The 14,630-nt window shown below is 55.2% G+C and carries 14 protein-coding genes; all 14 read left to right on the top strand.

The window, feature by feature from the left end; translation table 11 throughout:
* Positions 1-163 precede the first annotated feature (163 nt).
* On the top strand, positions 164-457 hold the full coding sequence (yqfC, locus tag BMW84_RS10545) for a sporulation protein YqfC (protein WP_091067501.1): 294 nt from the start codon (positions 164-166) through the stop codon (positions 455-457).
* Entirely contained in the window at positions 454-1,635 is a 1,182-nt protein-coding gene (gene yqfD / locus BMW84_RS10540; protein WP_091067498.1) for a sporulation protein YqfD, read from the top strand. The genes yqfC and yqfD overlap by 4 nt, the downstream gene beginning before the upstream one ends.
* Positions 1,636-1,650: 15 nt before the next feature.
* A complete protein-coding gene (locus BMW84_RS10535; protein ID WP_091067496.1) occupies positions 1,651-2,622 on the top strand; it encodes a PhoH family protein in 972 nt (323 codons plus the stop codon).
* A gap of 14 nt (positions 2,623-2,636) precedes the next feature.
* Entirely contained in the window at positions 2,637-4,892 is a 2,256-nt protein-coding gene (locus BMW84_RS10530) for an HD family phosphohydrolase (protein WP_091067493.1), read from the top strand.
* Positions 4,889-5,386, top strand: coding sequence for an rRNA maturation RNase YbeY (ybeY, locus tag BMW84_RS10525; protein ID WP_091067491.1), 498 nt, complete (start codon positions 4,889-4,891; stop codon positions 5,384-5,386). The genes BMW84_RS10530 and ybeY overlap by 4 nt, the downstream gene beginning before the upstream one ends.
* Positions 5,386-5,787 carry a diacylglycerol kinase family protein gene (locus BMW84_RS10520; protein ID WP_091067488.1) on the top strand — a complete coding sequence of 134 codons (402 nt, stop codon included), beginning with the start codon at positions 5,386-5,388 and terminating at the stop codon, positions 5,785-5,787. The genes ybeY and BMW84_RS10520 overlap by 1 nt, the downstream gene beginning before the upstream one ends.
* Before the next feature lie 77 nt (positions 5,788-5,864).
* Positions 5,865-6,281: a cytidine deaminase gene (gene cdd / locus BMW84_RS10515; protein ID WP_091067486.1), complete on the top strand. Its 417-nt coding sequence runs from the start codon at positions 5,865-5,867 to the stop codon at positions 6,279-6,281.
* Positions 6,282-6,810: 529 nt separating this feature from the next.
* Positions 6,811-7,704: a GTPase Era gene (gene era, locus BMW84_RS10510; RefSeq protein WP_091067483.1), complete on the top strand. Its 894-nt coding sequence runs from the start codon at positions 6,811-6,813 to the stop codon at positions 7,702-7,704.
* 109 nt (positions 7,705-7,813) lie between these two features.
* Positions 7,814-7,957 (top strand): YqzL family protein, encoded by a 144-nt coding sequence (locus tag BMW84_RS10505; RefSeq protein ID WP_091067480.1) that lies wholly within the window; start codon positions 7,814-7,816, stop codon positions 7,955-7,957.
* A gap of 36 nt (positions 7,958-7,993) precedes the next feature.
* On the top strand, positions 7,994-8,749 hold the full coding sequence (gene recO / locus BMW84_RS10500) for a DNA repair protein RecO (RefSeq protein WP_091067477.1): 756 nt from the start codon (positions 7,994-7,996) through the stop codon (positions 8,747-8,749).
* A 379-nt stretch (positions 8,750-9,128) separates the two neighbouring features.
* Entirely contained in the window at positions 9,129-10,013 is an 885-nt protein-coding gene (gene glyQ / locus BMW84_RS10495; protein ID WP_091067476.1) for a glycine--tRNA ligase subunit alpha, read from the top strand.
* Complete coding sequence (gene glyS, locus BMW84_RS10490) at positions 10,010-12,091, top strand: glycine--tRNA ligase subunit beta (protein WP_091067474.1); 2,082 nt, start codon at positions 10,010-10,012, stop codon at positions 12,089-12,091. Before glyQ ends, glyS begins: the two co-directional genes overlap by 4 nt.
* A gap of 190 nt (positions 12,092-12,281) precedes the next feature.
* The gene (locus tag BMW84_RS10485; protein ID WP_091067473.1) at positions 12,282-12,761 is read left to right on the top strand and encodes a YaiI/YqxD family protein; all 480 of its coding nucleotides are present in this window, start codon (positions 12,282-12,284) and stop codon (positions 12,759-12,761) included.
* A 39-nt stretch (positions 12,762-12,800) separates the two neighbouring features.
* Positions 12,801-14,621, top strand: a complete 1,821-nt coding sequence (dnaG, locus tag BMW84_RS10480) for a DNA primase (protein ID WP_091067470.1) — start codon at positions 12,801-12,803, stop codon at positions 14,619-14,621.
* Positions 14,622-14,630 lie beyond the last annotated feature (9 nt).

Genomic DNA, 14,630 nt, shown 5'->3' with positions numbered 1-14,630 from the left:
TAACGAGGGGTGTTTTTCGTGTTTTACGGACCTCCGTACTCCCGCCAGGGAGTACGGAGGTTTTTTCGTTTTGTCCGCACCAATTGCCATACGCGCATCCTCATAAAAAAAAGATTGCCCGCATAAGGTGTTACAGAAGGCAGGAAGGGGGAGAAGGCTACTTATGACCCGGATCGGCCGCAAACTGCGGGGTTTGACGGGCGGAATATTGGATCTTCCGCAGGATGTGCTGCAGGAGCTGCCCCGCATTACCCTGATCGGCAACCAGGAATTGCATATTGAGAACCATCGCGGTGTTCTGCATTTTTCAGACTCCGAGCTGCGCATCGCGCTGTCCAAGGGCTCGCTGGAGATTGTCGGCAACAATCTCTCGATCCGTAACATCGTGGGCCAGGAACTGGCGGTTGAAGGGAGCATCGGAGAAATCAGATATAAGGGAAGCGAGGAGAAATTATGAAAGAGCCGCCTCTTTCGGCGCTGCGGGGATACGTTACGCTGCAAATCAAGGGAGCGCAGGTGGAAAGGTTCATCAATGCCTTGTCAGAAGCGGGAATCCTGATCTGGAATGTCAAACCTGCTGCCGGAGGCGCCGAGCTCCGGTTGCTGCTGGATGATTTTTTCCGGCTGCGCCCGCTCCTGCGGGGGACAAGCTGCCGGATGCATGTGAAATCCCGGCACGGCCTTCCATTTCGCATGGCGAGATTGTGGAAGCGGAAGTTTTTTGCCGCGGGCATCTTAATGTTCGGTATCGGTCTGCTGCTGCTTTCCTCCATGGTCTGGAATGTGGAGGTGGAGGGCAACGACAAAATTCCTTCGGAGGATATTTTGGCCGCTGCCCGGCAGGAGGGCATTTTTCCGTTTCAGTGGATTTGGCGCCTCGGCGAACCGGACAAGCTGTCGAAACAGCTGAATTCGCGAATCCCCGGCGTAACCTGGGTGGGTCTTCAGCGTACGGGGACGAACATCACGATCCAGGTGGTGGAAGCCGATCAGCCGGAGCCGCGGCCGCTGCTGAATCCGAGGCATCTCGTCAGTTCGGCCGATGCCGTCGTTACCGAAATCTATGCCGAGCAAGGCCGGCCGGTCGTCGGCATCCATTCGCGGGTAAAGAAAGGCCAGATCCTAATTTCCGGAACGCTCGGCGATGAGGCCAATCACCAGACCGTGGTCGCCAAAGGCGAGGTCCGGGGGCTGGTATGGCATGAATACAATATCGAGGTTCCGCTCAAGACCACCAGCAGCCAATATACCGGAGAACGCAAGGACCGGATCTACGTGGTGCTGGGCCATTGGGCCATCCAGGTTTGGGGTTACGGAAAATCGGGGTTCGCCTCGTCCCGCACCTTGACCGAGCTGGATCCGCTGTCCTGGCGCGCGTATGACCTTCCGCTCGGCGTGATGACCGAGAAGGAGCTGGAGTCCCGGCAGGTCACGGAAACGCAGACGCCGGAGGCGGCGCGCGAGGAAGGCATCCGGCAGGCGCAGGCCGATATTCTGGCGAAAAACGGAACCGACAGCGTGATCAAAAGTCAAAAAATTTTGCATGAGAAGAGAGAGAATGGTAAAGTTTATATGAAAGTGCTCTTCGAGGTGGAAGAGAGAATCGCGGAAGAACTTCCGATAGTAAACAACTGAGGAGAATGAGGCTACTTGTCAGAACAGACTTCAAGCATTCGTATAGCTTTGCAAAATGCGGGAGAAGCGCAAGCTCTGTTTGGCCCGCAGGATGGCTTTCTAAAAATCATCGAACGGGAGATTCCGGCGGTCATTGACTCGCGCGAGGCGGAGATTACGATCCGCGGCGCGGGCCGCGAGGTGGACATGCTGGAACAGCTGTTTCTTGTGCTGTTGTCGCTGATCCGCAGCGGCTACATCCTCAGTGAACGCGATGTGCAGTATGCCGTGGAGCTTGCCAAGGACTTTCATGCCGACCAGCTGCTCGACTTGTTCAAAGGAGAAATTACGACGACTTTCCGCGGACGGCCGATCCGTGTCAAAACCATTGGCCAGAAGCATTATGTGACTACGATTAAAAAACGCGACATCGTCTTCGGCATCGGACCTGCGGGTACGGGCAAAACCTATTTGGCCGTCGTGCTTGCCGTGGCCGCGCTCAAAGAAGGCTCGGTCAAGCGCATCGTGCTAACGCGTCCGGCGGTGGAAGCGGGGGAAAGCCTCGGATTTCTGCCCGGCGATCTGCAGGAAAAGGTCGACCCGTATCTGCGCCCGCTTTACGACGCCCTGTACGACGTTATGGGCCCGGATCAGGTCGCCAAGGCGCTGGAACGCGGGCTGATCGAAATTGCGCCTCTGGCGTATATGCGCGGCCGTACGCTCGACGATTCGTTCATTATTCTGGACGAAGCCCAGAATACGACGCCGGAGCAGATGAAAATGTTCCTGACCCGCCTCGGGTTCGGCTCCAAGATGGTCATTACGGGCGACGTGACGCAGATCGACCTGCCGCGCGGCAAAAAATCCGGTCTGATCGAAGCGTCTTCGATCCTGTCGGGCATTGAAGAGATCGGCTTTGTCTATTTTGCCGAGCAGGATGTAGTACGGCATTCCCTGGTGCAGAAAATAATCGTTGCCTATGACCGCTCTGCCGAAAACCTTGATTAAAAGGGGATTGTCTTATGGCCTCCAAGCAACCTTCGAAACTAAGCGCATTTGTATACAGCAACAACGGATGGAAGTATAGCGCGGCGACGCGCTATGCTCTTTTCCTGTTATTGGGGCTTGTTTTTTATTTCAGCCTTGCACCGGACCTGGTGCCGAAGAAATACGACATTAAAGTGAATACGGTCAGCGCCACGGAGATTACGGCGCCGATGAAGATTCAGGACAAGAAAGCGACGCTTAAAGCGCAAGAGCAGGCGGCGGAGAATGTCCTTCCCAAATACCAGATCGTTCAGATGCGCTCGGAAAATCTCGTAACGTCCCTGCTGGACCGGATCGACCGCCTGAATCAGGACGACTCCATCTCCCAAAGCGATAAAATTACGATTTACCGAGAGGAAATCCCGCAGCGGGCGAACGATTTCGTGGCAAGTTACGTGGCGTCGGCCCGAAGCGCCGGCACCTACACAGATAACCTGCTAACCGAAATGCAGGATAAAATCAAGGAACAGGCGTATTCGATTCCGGAGGAAACGTTTATCAAGATCCCCCGGCTGACTTCGCAGGACATTATCGACATGAAGCCGGTGGCGCGCGACATTGTCAGCCGGCTGATGAACGACCAGATCTCCGAAGCCGATGCGGTTCGCGCCAAGGTCGCGGAGCTCGTCAGCATCAGTTCATTGAACCAGCGGACGGCGCGGGAGGTCGTGCAGGAACTGGTTCGGCTTGCGATTACGGCCAACAAATTTTACGACGAGGATGCCACCAAGGAAGCGGAAGTGCAGGCGCGCGACAACACGCCGCCTGTCTATATCGAGCAGGGGGATGTGCTGGTCGCCAAGGGGCAAGTGATTACCCCCGAACTGTACGCGCTTCTTGACGAAAACAAGCTGCTCAGCAGCGAGGTCAATTACTGGCCGCAGTTCAGCCTTTTTTTGCTGTCGGTGCTGCTTACGGCCGGACTTTTGGCGTTCATCCGTTATTCGGGCGGCCCTTCCGGCTTTAAATACAACAATTCCCAGCTGCTGATGCTGGTGCTTGTCTTCATCATCAACATTATCTCCATGCGTTTAATCGCCATTTTACAAACGGATGCCCGTACTTATGTCGGTTATCTGGCGCCGGTCGCGATCGGCGCGATGCTGATTACGATGCTGCTCGATCTGACGCTGGCGTATTTCTGCTCGATTCTGTTTGCCGTGTTGTCCAGCATTATTTTCAACGTGCAGACAAATTCGGTTTTCGATTTTAACTTCGGATTCTTTGCCCTTATTGTGTCCTATGTTGCGATCTTCGCCACCCACCGGGCCGGTCAGCGCTCGACCCTCCTCAAGGGCGGGATTATGGTATCGCTGTTCGGCAGCGTCTCCGTCTTTATGCTGATTTTGCTCGGCGGAGGGGTCTGGAACGAGACGTCGACCCTGTATGCGACGGGCTTCGCTTTTGCCAGCGGCTTGCTGACGGCGGTGCTTGTCATCGGGCTGATGCCGTTCTTCGAAGCCACCTTCGGCATTTTGTCCGCATTGAAGCTGGTAGAGCTGTCTAATCCGAACCATCCACTGCTGCGCAAGCTGCTTACGGAGACGCCGGGGACGTACCATCACAGCGTGATGGTCGGCAATCTGTCCGAGGCTGCTGCCGAAGCCATCGGGGCGGACGGGCTGCTCTGCCGGGTAGGTTCGTATTATCATGATATCGGCAAGACGAAACGGCCGTTTTATTTTATCGAAAACCAGAACGACATGGAAAATCCGCATGATGCGATCGAGCCGAAGCTGAGCAAATCGATTATTGTGGCACATGCCCGCGACGGCGTGGAAATGCTTAAGGAATACAAGCTGCCCAAGCCGATCCGCGATATTGCCGAGCAGCATCACGGCACGACGTTCCTGCATTATTTTTACCATAAGGCACTGAAATTGGCGGAGGAAAAAGGCATCGAGCCGGATTTCACGGAAGAGGATTTCCGGTATCCGGGGCCGAAGGCCCAGTCGAAGGAAGCGGCTGTGGTCGGCATCGCGGACAGCGTCGAAGCCGCTGTACGTTCGCTCCGCAAGCCTACGGTAGTGCAGGTGGAGACCATGATCGAGAAAATAATCAAAAGCCGGCTCGACGATCATCAATTCGACGAATGCGATTTGACGATCAAGGAGCTGGACATCATCGCCCGGACGCTGAAGGAGACCGTGATGGGGATTTTTCACTCCCGGATTGAATATCCTGAAGATGTGCGCAAGCCTAAAAAAGAGGAAGGGGCCGCGAATGCATGAGCCTGCAATTAGTATGGAGCAACGAACAGGAACAATTTGAAATCGGCGGCGAATGGATCGGCCTGCTGGAGAACATCCTGCAAAAGGCGGGGGAAGCCGAAGGCGTGGAGGACGGGGAAGTCGCGCTGACTTTTGTGGATAACGAGCGGATCCACGAGTTGAATATGGAATACCGGGGAATTGACCGCCCGACGGATGTGCTGTCGTTTGCGATGAACGAGTCGCTGGAGGATGAACCGGATATCATTTACGAACTGGAGGAAGGCGAGGAGCTGGAAGAGGTTCCTAACATTCTCGGCGATATCATCATTTCCGTGGAACGGGCGCAGGAGCAAGCCGATGAATACGGCCATTCCCTGAAGCGCGAGCTGGGCTTCCTTTTTGTGCACGGGTTTCTCCATCTGCTCGGGTACGACCACCAGGATGCCGCTTCCGAAGCGGAAATGATGGGTAAACAGGAAGCCGTGCTGGCGCAGGTCGGGTTGACGCGCTGATGGCGAAGAATACGGCGATCGGCCACAAACGGTTTTGGCATTCGTTCCGGTACGCCGCCCAGGGCATTGCGTGGGCCTTTAAATCGGAGCTGAATATGAAAGTACATACCGGAGTGTCGGTGCTTGTATTAATTGCTGCGGCTGTATTCCGGCTGCCTCCGGCCAGCTGGCTGCTGCTGCTGCTCGCGATTACGCTGGTTTTGACCGCTGAACTGCTGAATACCGCGATCGAAGCCACGATTGACCTGGTTTCTCCGGACGTCCACCCTCTGGCCCGCGTTGCCAAGGATACCGCTGCGGGAGCCGTTTTAATCACGGCGGTGTTTGCCATTATTGCGGGAATTTATGTTTTTTATCATCCGGTGATGGACTGGATCCGCCTTTATGTTATATTCGAATAACCTTCCCGTGCGCGGCGGTGTGCCCGCCGCGGAAGAACGCAGCTAATCCACCCAGCATTCATTTAAGGAGGGGCTTTATGGACGCAGCCTTACTGTTGCAAGAAGCGATCAAAGCAAGAATCAACGCTTATATACCTTATTCCCATTTCGGCGTCGGCGCAGCCCTGCTCGATCAGCAAGGACATGTCCACCATGGCTGCAACGTGGAAAACGCCGCCTTCGGACCGACCAACTGCGCGGAGCGGACTGCGCTGTTCCGGGCCATTGCGGACGGTGAGCAAGCCGGTTCGTTCAAGGCGATCGCCGTCGTCGCGGATACCGACGGTCCCGTATCGCCCTGCGGCGTGTGCCGCCAGGTGCTTGTCGAGCTGTGCCCGCCCGATATGCCGGTTTTTCTCGGTAATCTTAAGGGCGACGTGACGGAAACGACGGTACGCGATCTGCTGCCGGGGGCGTTTGGCCCTTCGGATCTGGAGCAGGGCAAGACGAGCTGAGCCGCTGCGGCTGTTCAGGTAGTGCCCGTTGTATTTTATACAACGAAACGACCGATTATTGTGCAAAACCCCGATTCTGTTGTATTTTATACAACAGAATTTTGCTTTTTCGCCTAAAATGGCGCATAGTAGATAAATCCATTGCACTAAACGCAATCAAAACAAGAAATCGCCCGTTTTTAGCGGATTCCATTGCACAAAATGCAACGCAGCAATGTTCCCGCAGGGAACGAGCGCTCCGAAGTGTGCCGCAGTAAAGCAATGTTCCCATAGGGAACGAGCGCTCCACGCGCAAACGCAGCACGCAGTGCTCCAATTCCGCGCCGCATTCCAGCGTGTTCCCGCAGGGAACGAAAGCGCTCATCGCACTACAGCCGCCAACAACGCGCCTTTCTGCCGCCCTAGCCACATTCCGGGTGTCCAGAGGGCCGGGGCCCTTGGGGTCCCCCTTGGCTAAGGGGGATTTAGGGAGATCGAAAATCTTTATCAAAGATATTCAGTTGCATCCATTCACGAGAGGAAAGATGTTATGCCATTCAAATCCGGGTTTGTCGCCATTATCGGCAGACCGAACGTCGGCAAGTCGACGCTGATGAACCAAGTGATCGGTCAGAAGATCGCCATCATGTCGGACAAGCCGCAAACGACCAGAAACAAAATCCATGGCGTGTACACGACGAACGATTCGCAAATCGTTTTCTTGGACACGCCGGGTATTCATAAACGTCAATCGAAGCTGGGCGATTACATGAACAATACGGCGATCGGCACGCTGGGCGAAGTGGAGGCCGTATTGTTCCTCGTGGACGCGTCCGAAGGCATGGGCGGCGGCGACCGCTTTATCGCCGAGCAGCTCGCTAATGTCAAGACGCCGGTATTCCTGGTGCTGAACAAGATCGACAAAATCGAGCCGGAGGCGCTGCTTCCGCTGATCGAGTCGTACCGTAAGCTCGTGTCATTTGCTGAAATCGTGCCGATTTCCGCAAAGCTGGGCAGCAATGTCAACACGCTGCTGGAGCAAATCACTAAATATTTGCCGGAAGGGCCGCAATATTATCCCGAAGATCAGGTAACGGACCATCCGGAGCAGTTTGTCTGCGCCGAGCTGATCCGCGAGAAAATTCTCCATATGACCCGCGAAGAGGTGCCGCATTCCATAGCGGTTACGATCGAGGACATGCGCGTGCAGGAGAATGGCGTGGTTAATATCTCCGCCGTTATTTTTGTGGAACGCGATTCGCAGAAAGGCATTATCATCGGCAAGCAAGGTGCGATGCTGAAGGAAGTGGGCCGCCGTGCCCGCACGGACATCGAAAACCTGCTCGGCTCGAAGATTTTTCTGGAATTATGGGTAAAAGTGAAAAAAGACTGGCGCAACCAGGAGCGCGTACTGCGCGATTTGGGCTTCCATAAAGACTCTTAAGGCTGCGGTATCCGGCGGTATATGGCAGGAATTGCAAGGATAGAACCTGTTTTTGCGCACATCCTATCTCTGAAGAGACATCGTGTTTCCGAAGAAAGGGTGAATACGAATGCGAGATTTTTCGTGGAAGTATTTTGCAATGACTGGAGATGTCGATGCTTATCTGCTGTACCGGGAGGCCGGAGATTCGCCGGTGGAGGCCGGACCGCTGCTCGCAGAGGAAGAGAAGGTTCTGGATGAAGAAGCGCAATAACGACTGGTTGCTCGCCGAATGGTTGGGGGAAGAGGCATGCTTTACAGGGTGGAAGGGATCGTCATCCGCAGCATGGACTACGGCGAAGGGAACGCGATCATTACGCTTTGCACCGAAAACGCCGGCAAGGTAGGGGTGCTCGTACGCGGAGCGAAAAAAGTAAAAAGCCGCCATGCTGCACTCATTCAGCCGTTTACCGTGGGAGAATTCGTGTTTTTCCGGGGGGGCAGTGGGCTGGGGACCTTAAACGCCGGAGAGATCAAGGAATCCCATCATGCGCTGCGCACCGACATCGTCAAAGCGGCTTATGCTTCATATGCCTGCGAGCTGCTGGACCGCGTGCTGCATGACGAGGAGACGGGCAGCTTCTGGTTCCGCCAGCTGTCTGCCTGTCTGCAGGCGCTCGAAGAGGGCAAGGACCCCGGCGTTATCATCAATATGTTCGAAATGAAAATCCTTCAGGCGGCCGGATACGCTCCGGAGCTGAACGCATGCATCGTGTGCGGACGCGAACGGCCGGATGAAGAGCTGCGGATCAGCCCCCGCCTCGGCGGGGTGCTTTGCCGCGCCTGCAAGCACAACGATCCGCCGGCGATGGAGATTTCGCCCCGGTCGCTGAAGCTGCTGCGGGTATTCGCCATGCTGGATCTGACAAGGCTCGGCAACGTAGATGTCAAGGACAGCACACGGGAAGAGCTAAAGAAGATTATGCGCGGATTCATGGACATGCAGCTCGGGCTGAGGCTGAAGTCGCAAGGTTTTCTCGACCAGCTCGATAAATACGATATTTGACGAAATCCGTTCTATCCGTTATTATATGAACAGTTTAAGCTTACATGACCGCTATTGCTCCGGTGACACGGAGACGCACGGCGATCGGGAAAGTAATGAACGTAAAGGCCGTCCAAAGCGAACCGGGGACAGTGAAAGCCCGGCGGGGCAGCGTTCATGAACATGGCGCCCGGGAGTGCGGAAGCGGCGAATGCAAAAAGTGGATTGCACGGCGGACCCCGTCAACGCGGATGATCCGGTGCGCAATCAAGTAGGGTGGAACCGCGGGAGTACATATACGCTCTCGTCCCTATGTCTGAATGTTCAGGCATGGGGGCGAGAGCTTTTTTGTCTGAGTGGGTTTAAGGCTATTTATTTTACAAGCGAAGGAGACGGTAACATGAATTTTCAGCAAATGATTCTGACGCTGCAGCAGTTCTGGGCGGCGCACAACTGTATTCTCGTCCAGCCGTATGACACGGAAAAAGGGGCGGGAACGATGAACCCGATGACGTTTCTGCGTTCGCTCGGACCGGAGCCGTGGAAAGTGGCGTATGTGGAGCCTTCGCGCCGTCCGTCGGACGGACGTTACGGAGAGAATCCGAACCGCTTGTATCAGCATCACCAATTCCAGGTCATCATCAAGCCGTCGCCGGACAACATCCAGGAAATTTATCTGGAGAGCCTCAAGGCGCTCGGCGTTGATCCGCTGCTGCATGACATCCGTTTTGTCGAAGACAACTGGGAGAACCCTTCGCTCGGCTGCGCCGGCCTCGGCTGGGAAGTATGGCTGGACGGCATGGAAATTACCCAGTTTACGTACTTCCAGCAAGTGGGCGGCATCGAGACGAACCCGGTCGCGGTAGAAATCACCTACGGCATGGAGCGCCTGGCTTCGTACATTCAAGAGAAGGAAAATGTGTTCGATCTGGAGTGGGTGGACGGCGTGACGTACGGCGACGTGTTCCATCAGCCGGAGGTTGAGCATTCGACGTATACGTTTGAAGTTTCCGATGTAAAAATGCTGTTCACGCTGTTCAACACCTATGAGGAAGAAGCCAAACGCGCGATGGACAATCACCTCGTCTTCCCGGCGTACGACTACGTGCTGAAATGCTCGCATACGTTCAACCTGCTGGATGCGCGCGGCGCGATCAGCGTGACCGAACGGACCGGCTTTATTACCCGGGTACGTAATCTGGCCCGTACGGTAGCGAATACCTATGTGGAGGAACGCGAAAAGCTCGGCTTCCCGATGCTCAAGAAAGAAGGTGCTGAGGCATGAGTAAAGATATTTTATTCGAGATCGGACTTGAGGAAATTCCCGCACGGTTTATCCGCGCCGCCATGGAGCAGCTGAAAGAAAGAACTCTGAAATGGCTGGAAGCCTCGCGTATCGCCCACAGCGGCGTAACCGCTTATGCCACCCCGCGCCGTTTGGCCGTGCTGGTCAAGGATGCTGCCGAAAGACAAGCGGATGTCAGCGAAGAAGTGAAGGGGCCTTCCCGCAAAATCGCGCTGGACGCAAGCGGCCAATGGAGCAAAGCGGCGTTGGGCTTCGCCCGCAGCCAGGGCGTGTCCCCGGATGCGTTTACGTTCAAGGAGCTTGCCGGCGTAGAGTATATTTATGTTACGAAAAACAGCGACGGCGTCGAAACCGCCTCCTTGCTGTCCGAAGGCCTGAACGGCATCGTGCATGCCATGACCTTCCCGAAAAATATGCGCTGGGGCGCTTATGATTTCAAATTCGTGCGGCCGATCCGCTGGCTGGTGGCCCTGTTCGGACAGGAAGTCATCGACCTGGAAATTACCGGCGTCAAATCCGGCAACGTAACCCGCGGCCACCGTTTCCTCGGAACCGAAACGACGATTGCCGAACCGGCGCAATACGTCGAGGCGCTGCGCGCACAGCATGTGCTGGTTGATGTAGAAGAACGCCAAGCGCTGATTCTGGAGCAAATCAACAAGCTGGCGGCCGACAAAAACTGGACGATCGCCGTCAAAGACGATCTGCTGGAGGAAGTGTTGTTCCTCGTCGAAACGCCGACCGTGCTGTTCGGAACGTTCGATCCGGCATTCCTGAACATTCCGCAGGAAGTACTGATCACGTCGATGCGCGAGCATCAGCGTTACTTCCCGGTGCTGGACGCTTCCGGCAAACTGCTGCCATTTTTCGTGACCGTGCGCAACGGCAACGGCGAATCGCTGGACGTCATTGCGAAGGGGAACGAAAAAGTGCTGCGCGCCCGCCTCTCCGATGCGAAGTTCTTCTATGAGGAAGACCAGGAGCTGAAGATCAGCGACGCACTGGCGAAGCTGGAGACGATCGTGTATCATGAAGAGCTCGGCAGCATCGGCGACAAGGTGCGCCGCATCCGGAATATCGCCGACTCCCTTGCCGCCAAGCTCGGACTTTCCGGCGAGACGGCCGCCGAGGTCAGCCGCACCGCGGATATTTGCAAATTCGACCTCGTGACGCAAATGGTGTACGAATTCCCTGAGCTTCAAGGCACCATGGGCGAGGATTACGCCCGCAAAGCCGGCGAGCCGGAAAATGTCGCCAAAGGCATCTTCGAGCATTACCAGCCGCGTTTTGCCGGCGACGCCGTGCCTTCGACGGAAGCGGGCCTGCTCGTCAGCTTGGCCGATAAAATCGACACGATCGTCGGCTGCTTCTCGATCGGCATCATTCCGACCGGCTCCCAGGATCCTTACGCGCTGCGCCGTCAAGCGGCAGGCATCGTGCAAATGGTGCTGGAGCATAAGTTATCCATCGGGCTGGACGAAATTTTCGCCGCTGCGCTTGAGGTTCACAAAAGTTTCCGTCCGGAGAAAACTTTTGCGAACGAGCTGCGTATAAGTCTTTACGAATTCTTCGGCCTTCGCGTGAAGCGTCTTCTCGCCGACAATGGCGTTCGTTACGACGTCGTGGATGCTGTTACTGCCGCAGGCTTTGACTCCATCGTTGACGTAGTGGACCGGAGCCGCGCGCTTACCGATGCGGTGAGCAGCCAAGCCGATTTCAAGGTTACGGTCGATTCGCTGACCCGCGTCGCCAATCTGGCGGCCAAGGCAAGCGGCAACGCCGCGGTTGATCCGTCGCTGTTCACCGAAAAAGCCGAATCGGAACTGTATGCTACCTGGCAGTCCAAGCACGCTCCTTATGCGGCTGCGCGCGAAGCGCGGAACGCCGCCGAAGCGCTGGCGCTTTTATCCGGACTGAAGGATGCCGTTACCGGATTTTTCGATTCCGTAATGGTCATGGCCGAAGATGAGCAGATCCGCGCCAACCGTCTGGCGCTGCTGTCTGCCATCGACGCCGATTCCCGGGCGTTTGCCGATTTCGGCAAGCTGGTCTGGTAGCACCCGCTTAGACGGTGTGAAATGGTGAATCCTGCGCATTTGCTGCATTTTTGGTATAGATCGCTGGTTTAGGGTATAAATATACGGAACGGTGCCAATTTTCGTAAGTTGACATCCGTTCCGTATTTATGCTTCTGAAAGAAGGAATTTAGTTCCTGGGAGCGTATATATATTACACGGGAAACGGGTGATGTCCTTGGAAGAAGCCCGAAGAACTACAATTGTGGTCGACGGCGATGCCTGTCCGGTCAAAAAGGAGATTGCGGCGGTGGCCCGTTCTTTTCGCGTTCCGGTGTTGATGGTTTCGTCTTTTGACCATGTGCTGCAGGCGGAGGAAGGCGTAAGCGTCGTCCAGGTAGACCGCGGCGATCAAAGCGCCGATCTCTACATCGCCAACCATATCCGTCCCGGCGATATCGTATTGACCTCGGATTACGGTCTGGCCGCGCTTGCGCTCGGCAAACGCTGCAAGGCGCTCTCCTTCCGGGGGCGCGAATACGACGATCGCTCGATGGACTTTATGCTGGAGGGCCGGCATGCGCGAGCGGTGGAACGCCGAAGAGGAACATATGCGAAAGGACCGAAAGCGATCACTGCGGAAGAAAAAATTCTTTTTCAACATAAACTGACAAAACTTTTGACTCTTTTGCAGGAGAACGCGCAAATTTAGCGAATTATATTTATTTGTTAAGAGATGAAGGTGGTTACAGTGGCTAACGGACACGGAAATATCCCGGAAGAAATCATCGAACGCGTGCTTGCGCGGCATGATATCGTGGATACCGTCGGCAAGGTTGTCCATTTGTCCAAGCAGGGGAAATATTTATGGGGCCTCTGCCCGTTTCATTCGGAGAAAACCCCTTCCTTCACCGTGACCCCGGAACGGGGCGTCTTTCACTGCTTTGGTTGCGGCATGGGCGGAAATGCCATCAAATTCAGGATGGAAATTGAAGGATTAACCTTCCCCGAAGCTGTCCGCATCATGGCAGAAGAAAGCGACATTCCTTTCCCGGAAGCCGGCGGAGGCTATGTGGCGCCACCGGACCCCGAACGGGATCGATTGCTGCAGGCATATGAATTGTCTGCCAAATTCTATCATTATTTGCTGAAGAACACGGAATACGGCAAGTCTGCCATGGAGTATTTAAGGTCCAGAGGCTTCAGCGACAAAATGATCGACCAGTTTCAAATCGGATTTGCGCCCGACCAGTGGGACCGGCTGCTGCAGTTTTTGGAGCGGCGTGGTTTTGATCCCCCGGCCATGGAGAAGGGCGGATTGTTATCGGCGCGGGGAGAAGGCAAAGGGTACATTGACCGTTTCCGGGGAAGGGTGATCTTTCCGATTGCCGGACGTACGGGCAAGGTCATCGCGTTTGCCGGAAGAATCCTCGGCGAGGGCCAGCCGAAATATTTGAACTCGCCGGAAAGCAAGCTGTTTAACAAAAGCCGCACGTTATATAACCTGCACCAGGCCAAAGCGTCCATCCGCAAAACGCGGCAAATCGTCCTTTTTGAGGGCTACGGCGATGTCATTTCGGCATGGGAGGCAGACGTGCATAACGGCGTGGCTACGATGGGGACGTCGCTTACCGAAGGTCATGTGTCTTTGATGAAGAGCATGGCGGATGAAATCGTTATCGCCTACGACGGCGACCGTGCCGGACAAGCTGCGGCGATGAAGGCTATTCCGATGCTGGAGGGCGGCGGCCTTAGGGTAAAGGTTGCGCTGCTTCCGAGCGGCATGGACCCCGACGAATTTATTGCCAGCTACGGCGGCGAACGCTTCAGGAACCAGGTTATCGAGTCCGCGGTTTCGTCTATAAAATTTAAGCTTATATATCTGAAAAAAAACCATATACTCGTAGAAGAAGACGGTAAAATCGCCTATGTCAAGGAGGCGCTGCCGATTATCGCTACACTTGCTTCCTCGACAGAACGGGAAGTGTATTTGCGGGAAATCGCCACCGAGCTGGAGCTGTCATATGATAGCTTGAAGCAGGATTGCAATCTGCTGCGGGCGTCCATGCAAAAAAACATTCCCGAAGGGGATAATAACGATAAAAGGTGGAATAATGGTAGGCATAAAAAAGGGCAGGTGCAGACACCCACGCTGCTGCCCGCTTATCATGTTGCGGAACGGAGACTGCTCTCGCTGATGCTTCAAGATCCGGAAGCGGCGACCTATGTCGGCGAGCGCCTCGGAGAAGAGTTCAACATCGATGATCATGCGGCAATTGCCGCTTATCTATATGCCTATTACGCGCAAGGCAAACCGCCGGATATCTCGCTGTTTTTGTCATCGCTTCAGGATGACCGCCTGGAAAAGACGGTAACGTCGATCTCTATGATGGATCATCCGCCGGGCTGGAATCCGCAGGTTCTGGACGATTGTATCCGCGAAGTGCGGAAGTATCCGGTACAGCGCAGGATGGAACAAAAACGCGAAGAAATGATCCAGGCGGAGAAGTCAGGTGATTTTTTGCGTGCGGCACAAATCGCAAGTGAGATTATAGCCCTAGAGAGACAATAACCATTGACT

It is taken from the genome of Paenibacillus sp. NFR01, assembly GCF_900111565.1.
Classification (GTDB): Bacteria; Bacillota; Bacilli; order Paenibacillales; family Paenibacillaceae; genus Paenibacillus_AQ.
Note: the sequence above shows the minus strand (reverse complement) of the source record. Positions and strands in the feature narration are given on the sequence as shown.

What these genes read in the sequence shown, in the direction of transcription:
- glyS (WP_091067474.1), top strand. Translation starts at nt 10,010, where the DNA reads ATGAGTAAAGATATTTTATTCGAGATCGGACTTGAGGAAATTCCCGCA.
- glyQ (WP_091067476.1), top strand. Translation starts at nt 9,129, where the DNA reads ATGAATTTTCAGCAAATGATTCTGACGCTGCAGCAGTTCTGGGCGGCG.
- BMW84_RS10485 (WP_091067473.1), top strand. Translation starts at nt 12,282, where the DNA reads ATGTCCTTGGAAGAAGCCCGAAGAACTACAATTGTGGTCGACGGCGAT.
- era (WP_091067483.1), top strand. Translation starts at nt 6,811, where the DNA reads ATGCCATTCAAATCCGGGTTTGTCGCCATTATCGGCAGACCGAACGTC.
- recO (WP_091067477.1), top strand. Translation starts at nt 7,994, where the DNA reads ATGCTTTACAGGGTGGAAGGGATCGTCATCCGCAGCATGGACTACGGC.
- BMW84_RS10530 (WP_091067493.1), top strand. Translation starts at nt 2,637, where the DNA reads ATGGCCTCCAAGCAACCTTCGAAACTAAGCGCATTTGTATACAGCAAC.
- BMW84_RS10520 (WP_091067488.1), top strand. Translation starts at nt 5,386, where the DNA reads ATGGCGAAGAATACGGCGATCGGCCACAAACGGTTTTGGCATTCGTTC.
- yqfD (WP_091067498.1), top strand. Translation starts at nt 454, where the DNA reads ATGAAAGAGCCGCCTCTTTCGGCGCTGCGGGGATACGTTACGCTGCAA.
- yqfC (WP_091067501.1), top strand. Translation starts at nt 164, where the DNA reads ATGACCCGGATCGGCCGCAAACTGCGGGGTTTGACGGGCGGAATATTG.
- BMW84_RS10505 (WP_091067480.1), top strand. Translation starts at nt 7,814, where the DNA reads ATGCGAGATTTTTCGTGGAAGTATTTTGCAATGACTGGAGATGTCGAT.
- cdd (WP_091067486.1), top strand. Translation starts at nt 5,865, where the DNA reads ATGGACGCAGCCTTACTGTTGCAAGAAGCGATCAAAGCAAGAATCAAC.
- ybeY (WP_091067491.1), top strand. Translation starts at nt 4,889, where the DNA reads ATGAGCCTGCAATTAGTATGGAGCAACGAACAGGAACAATTTGAAATC.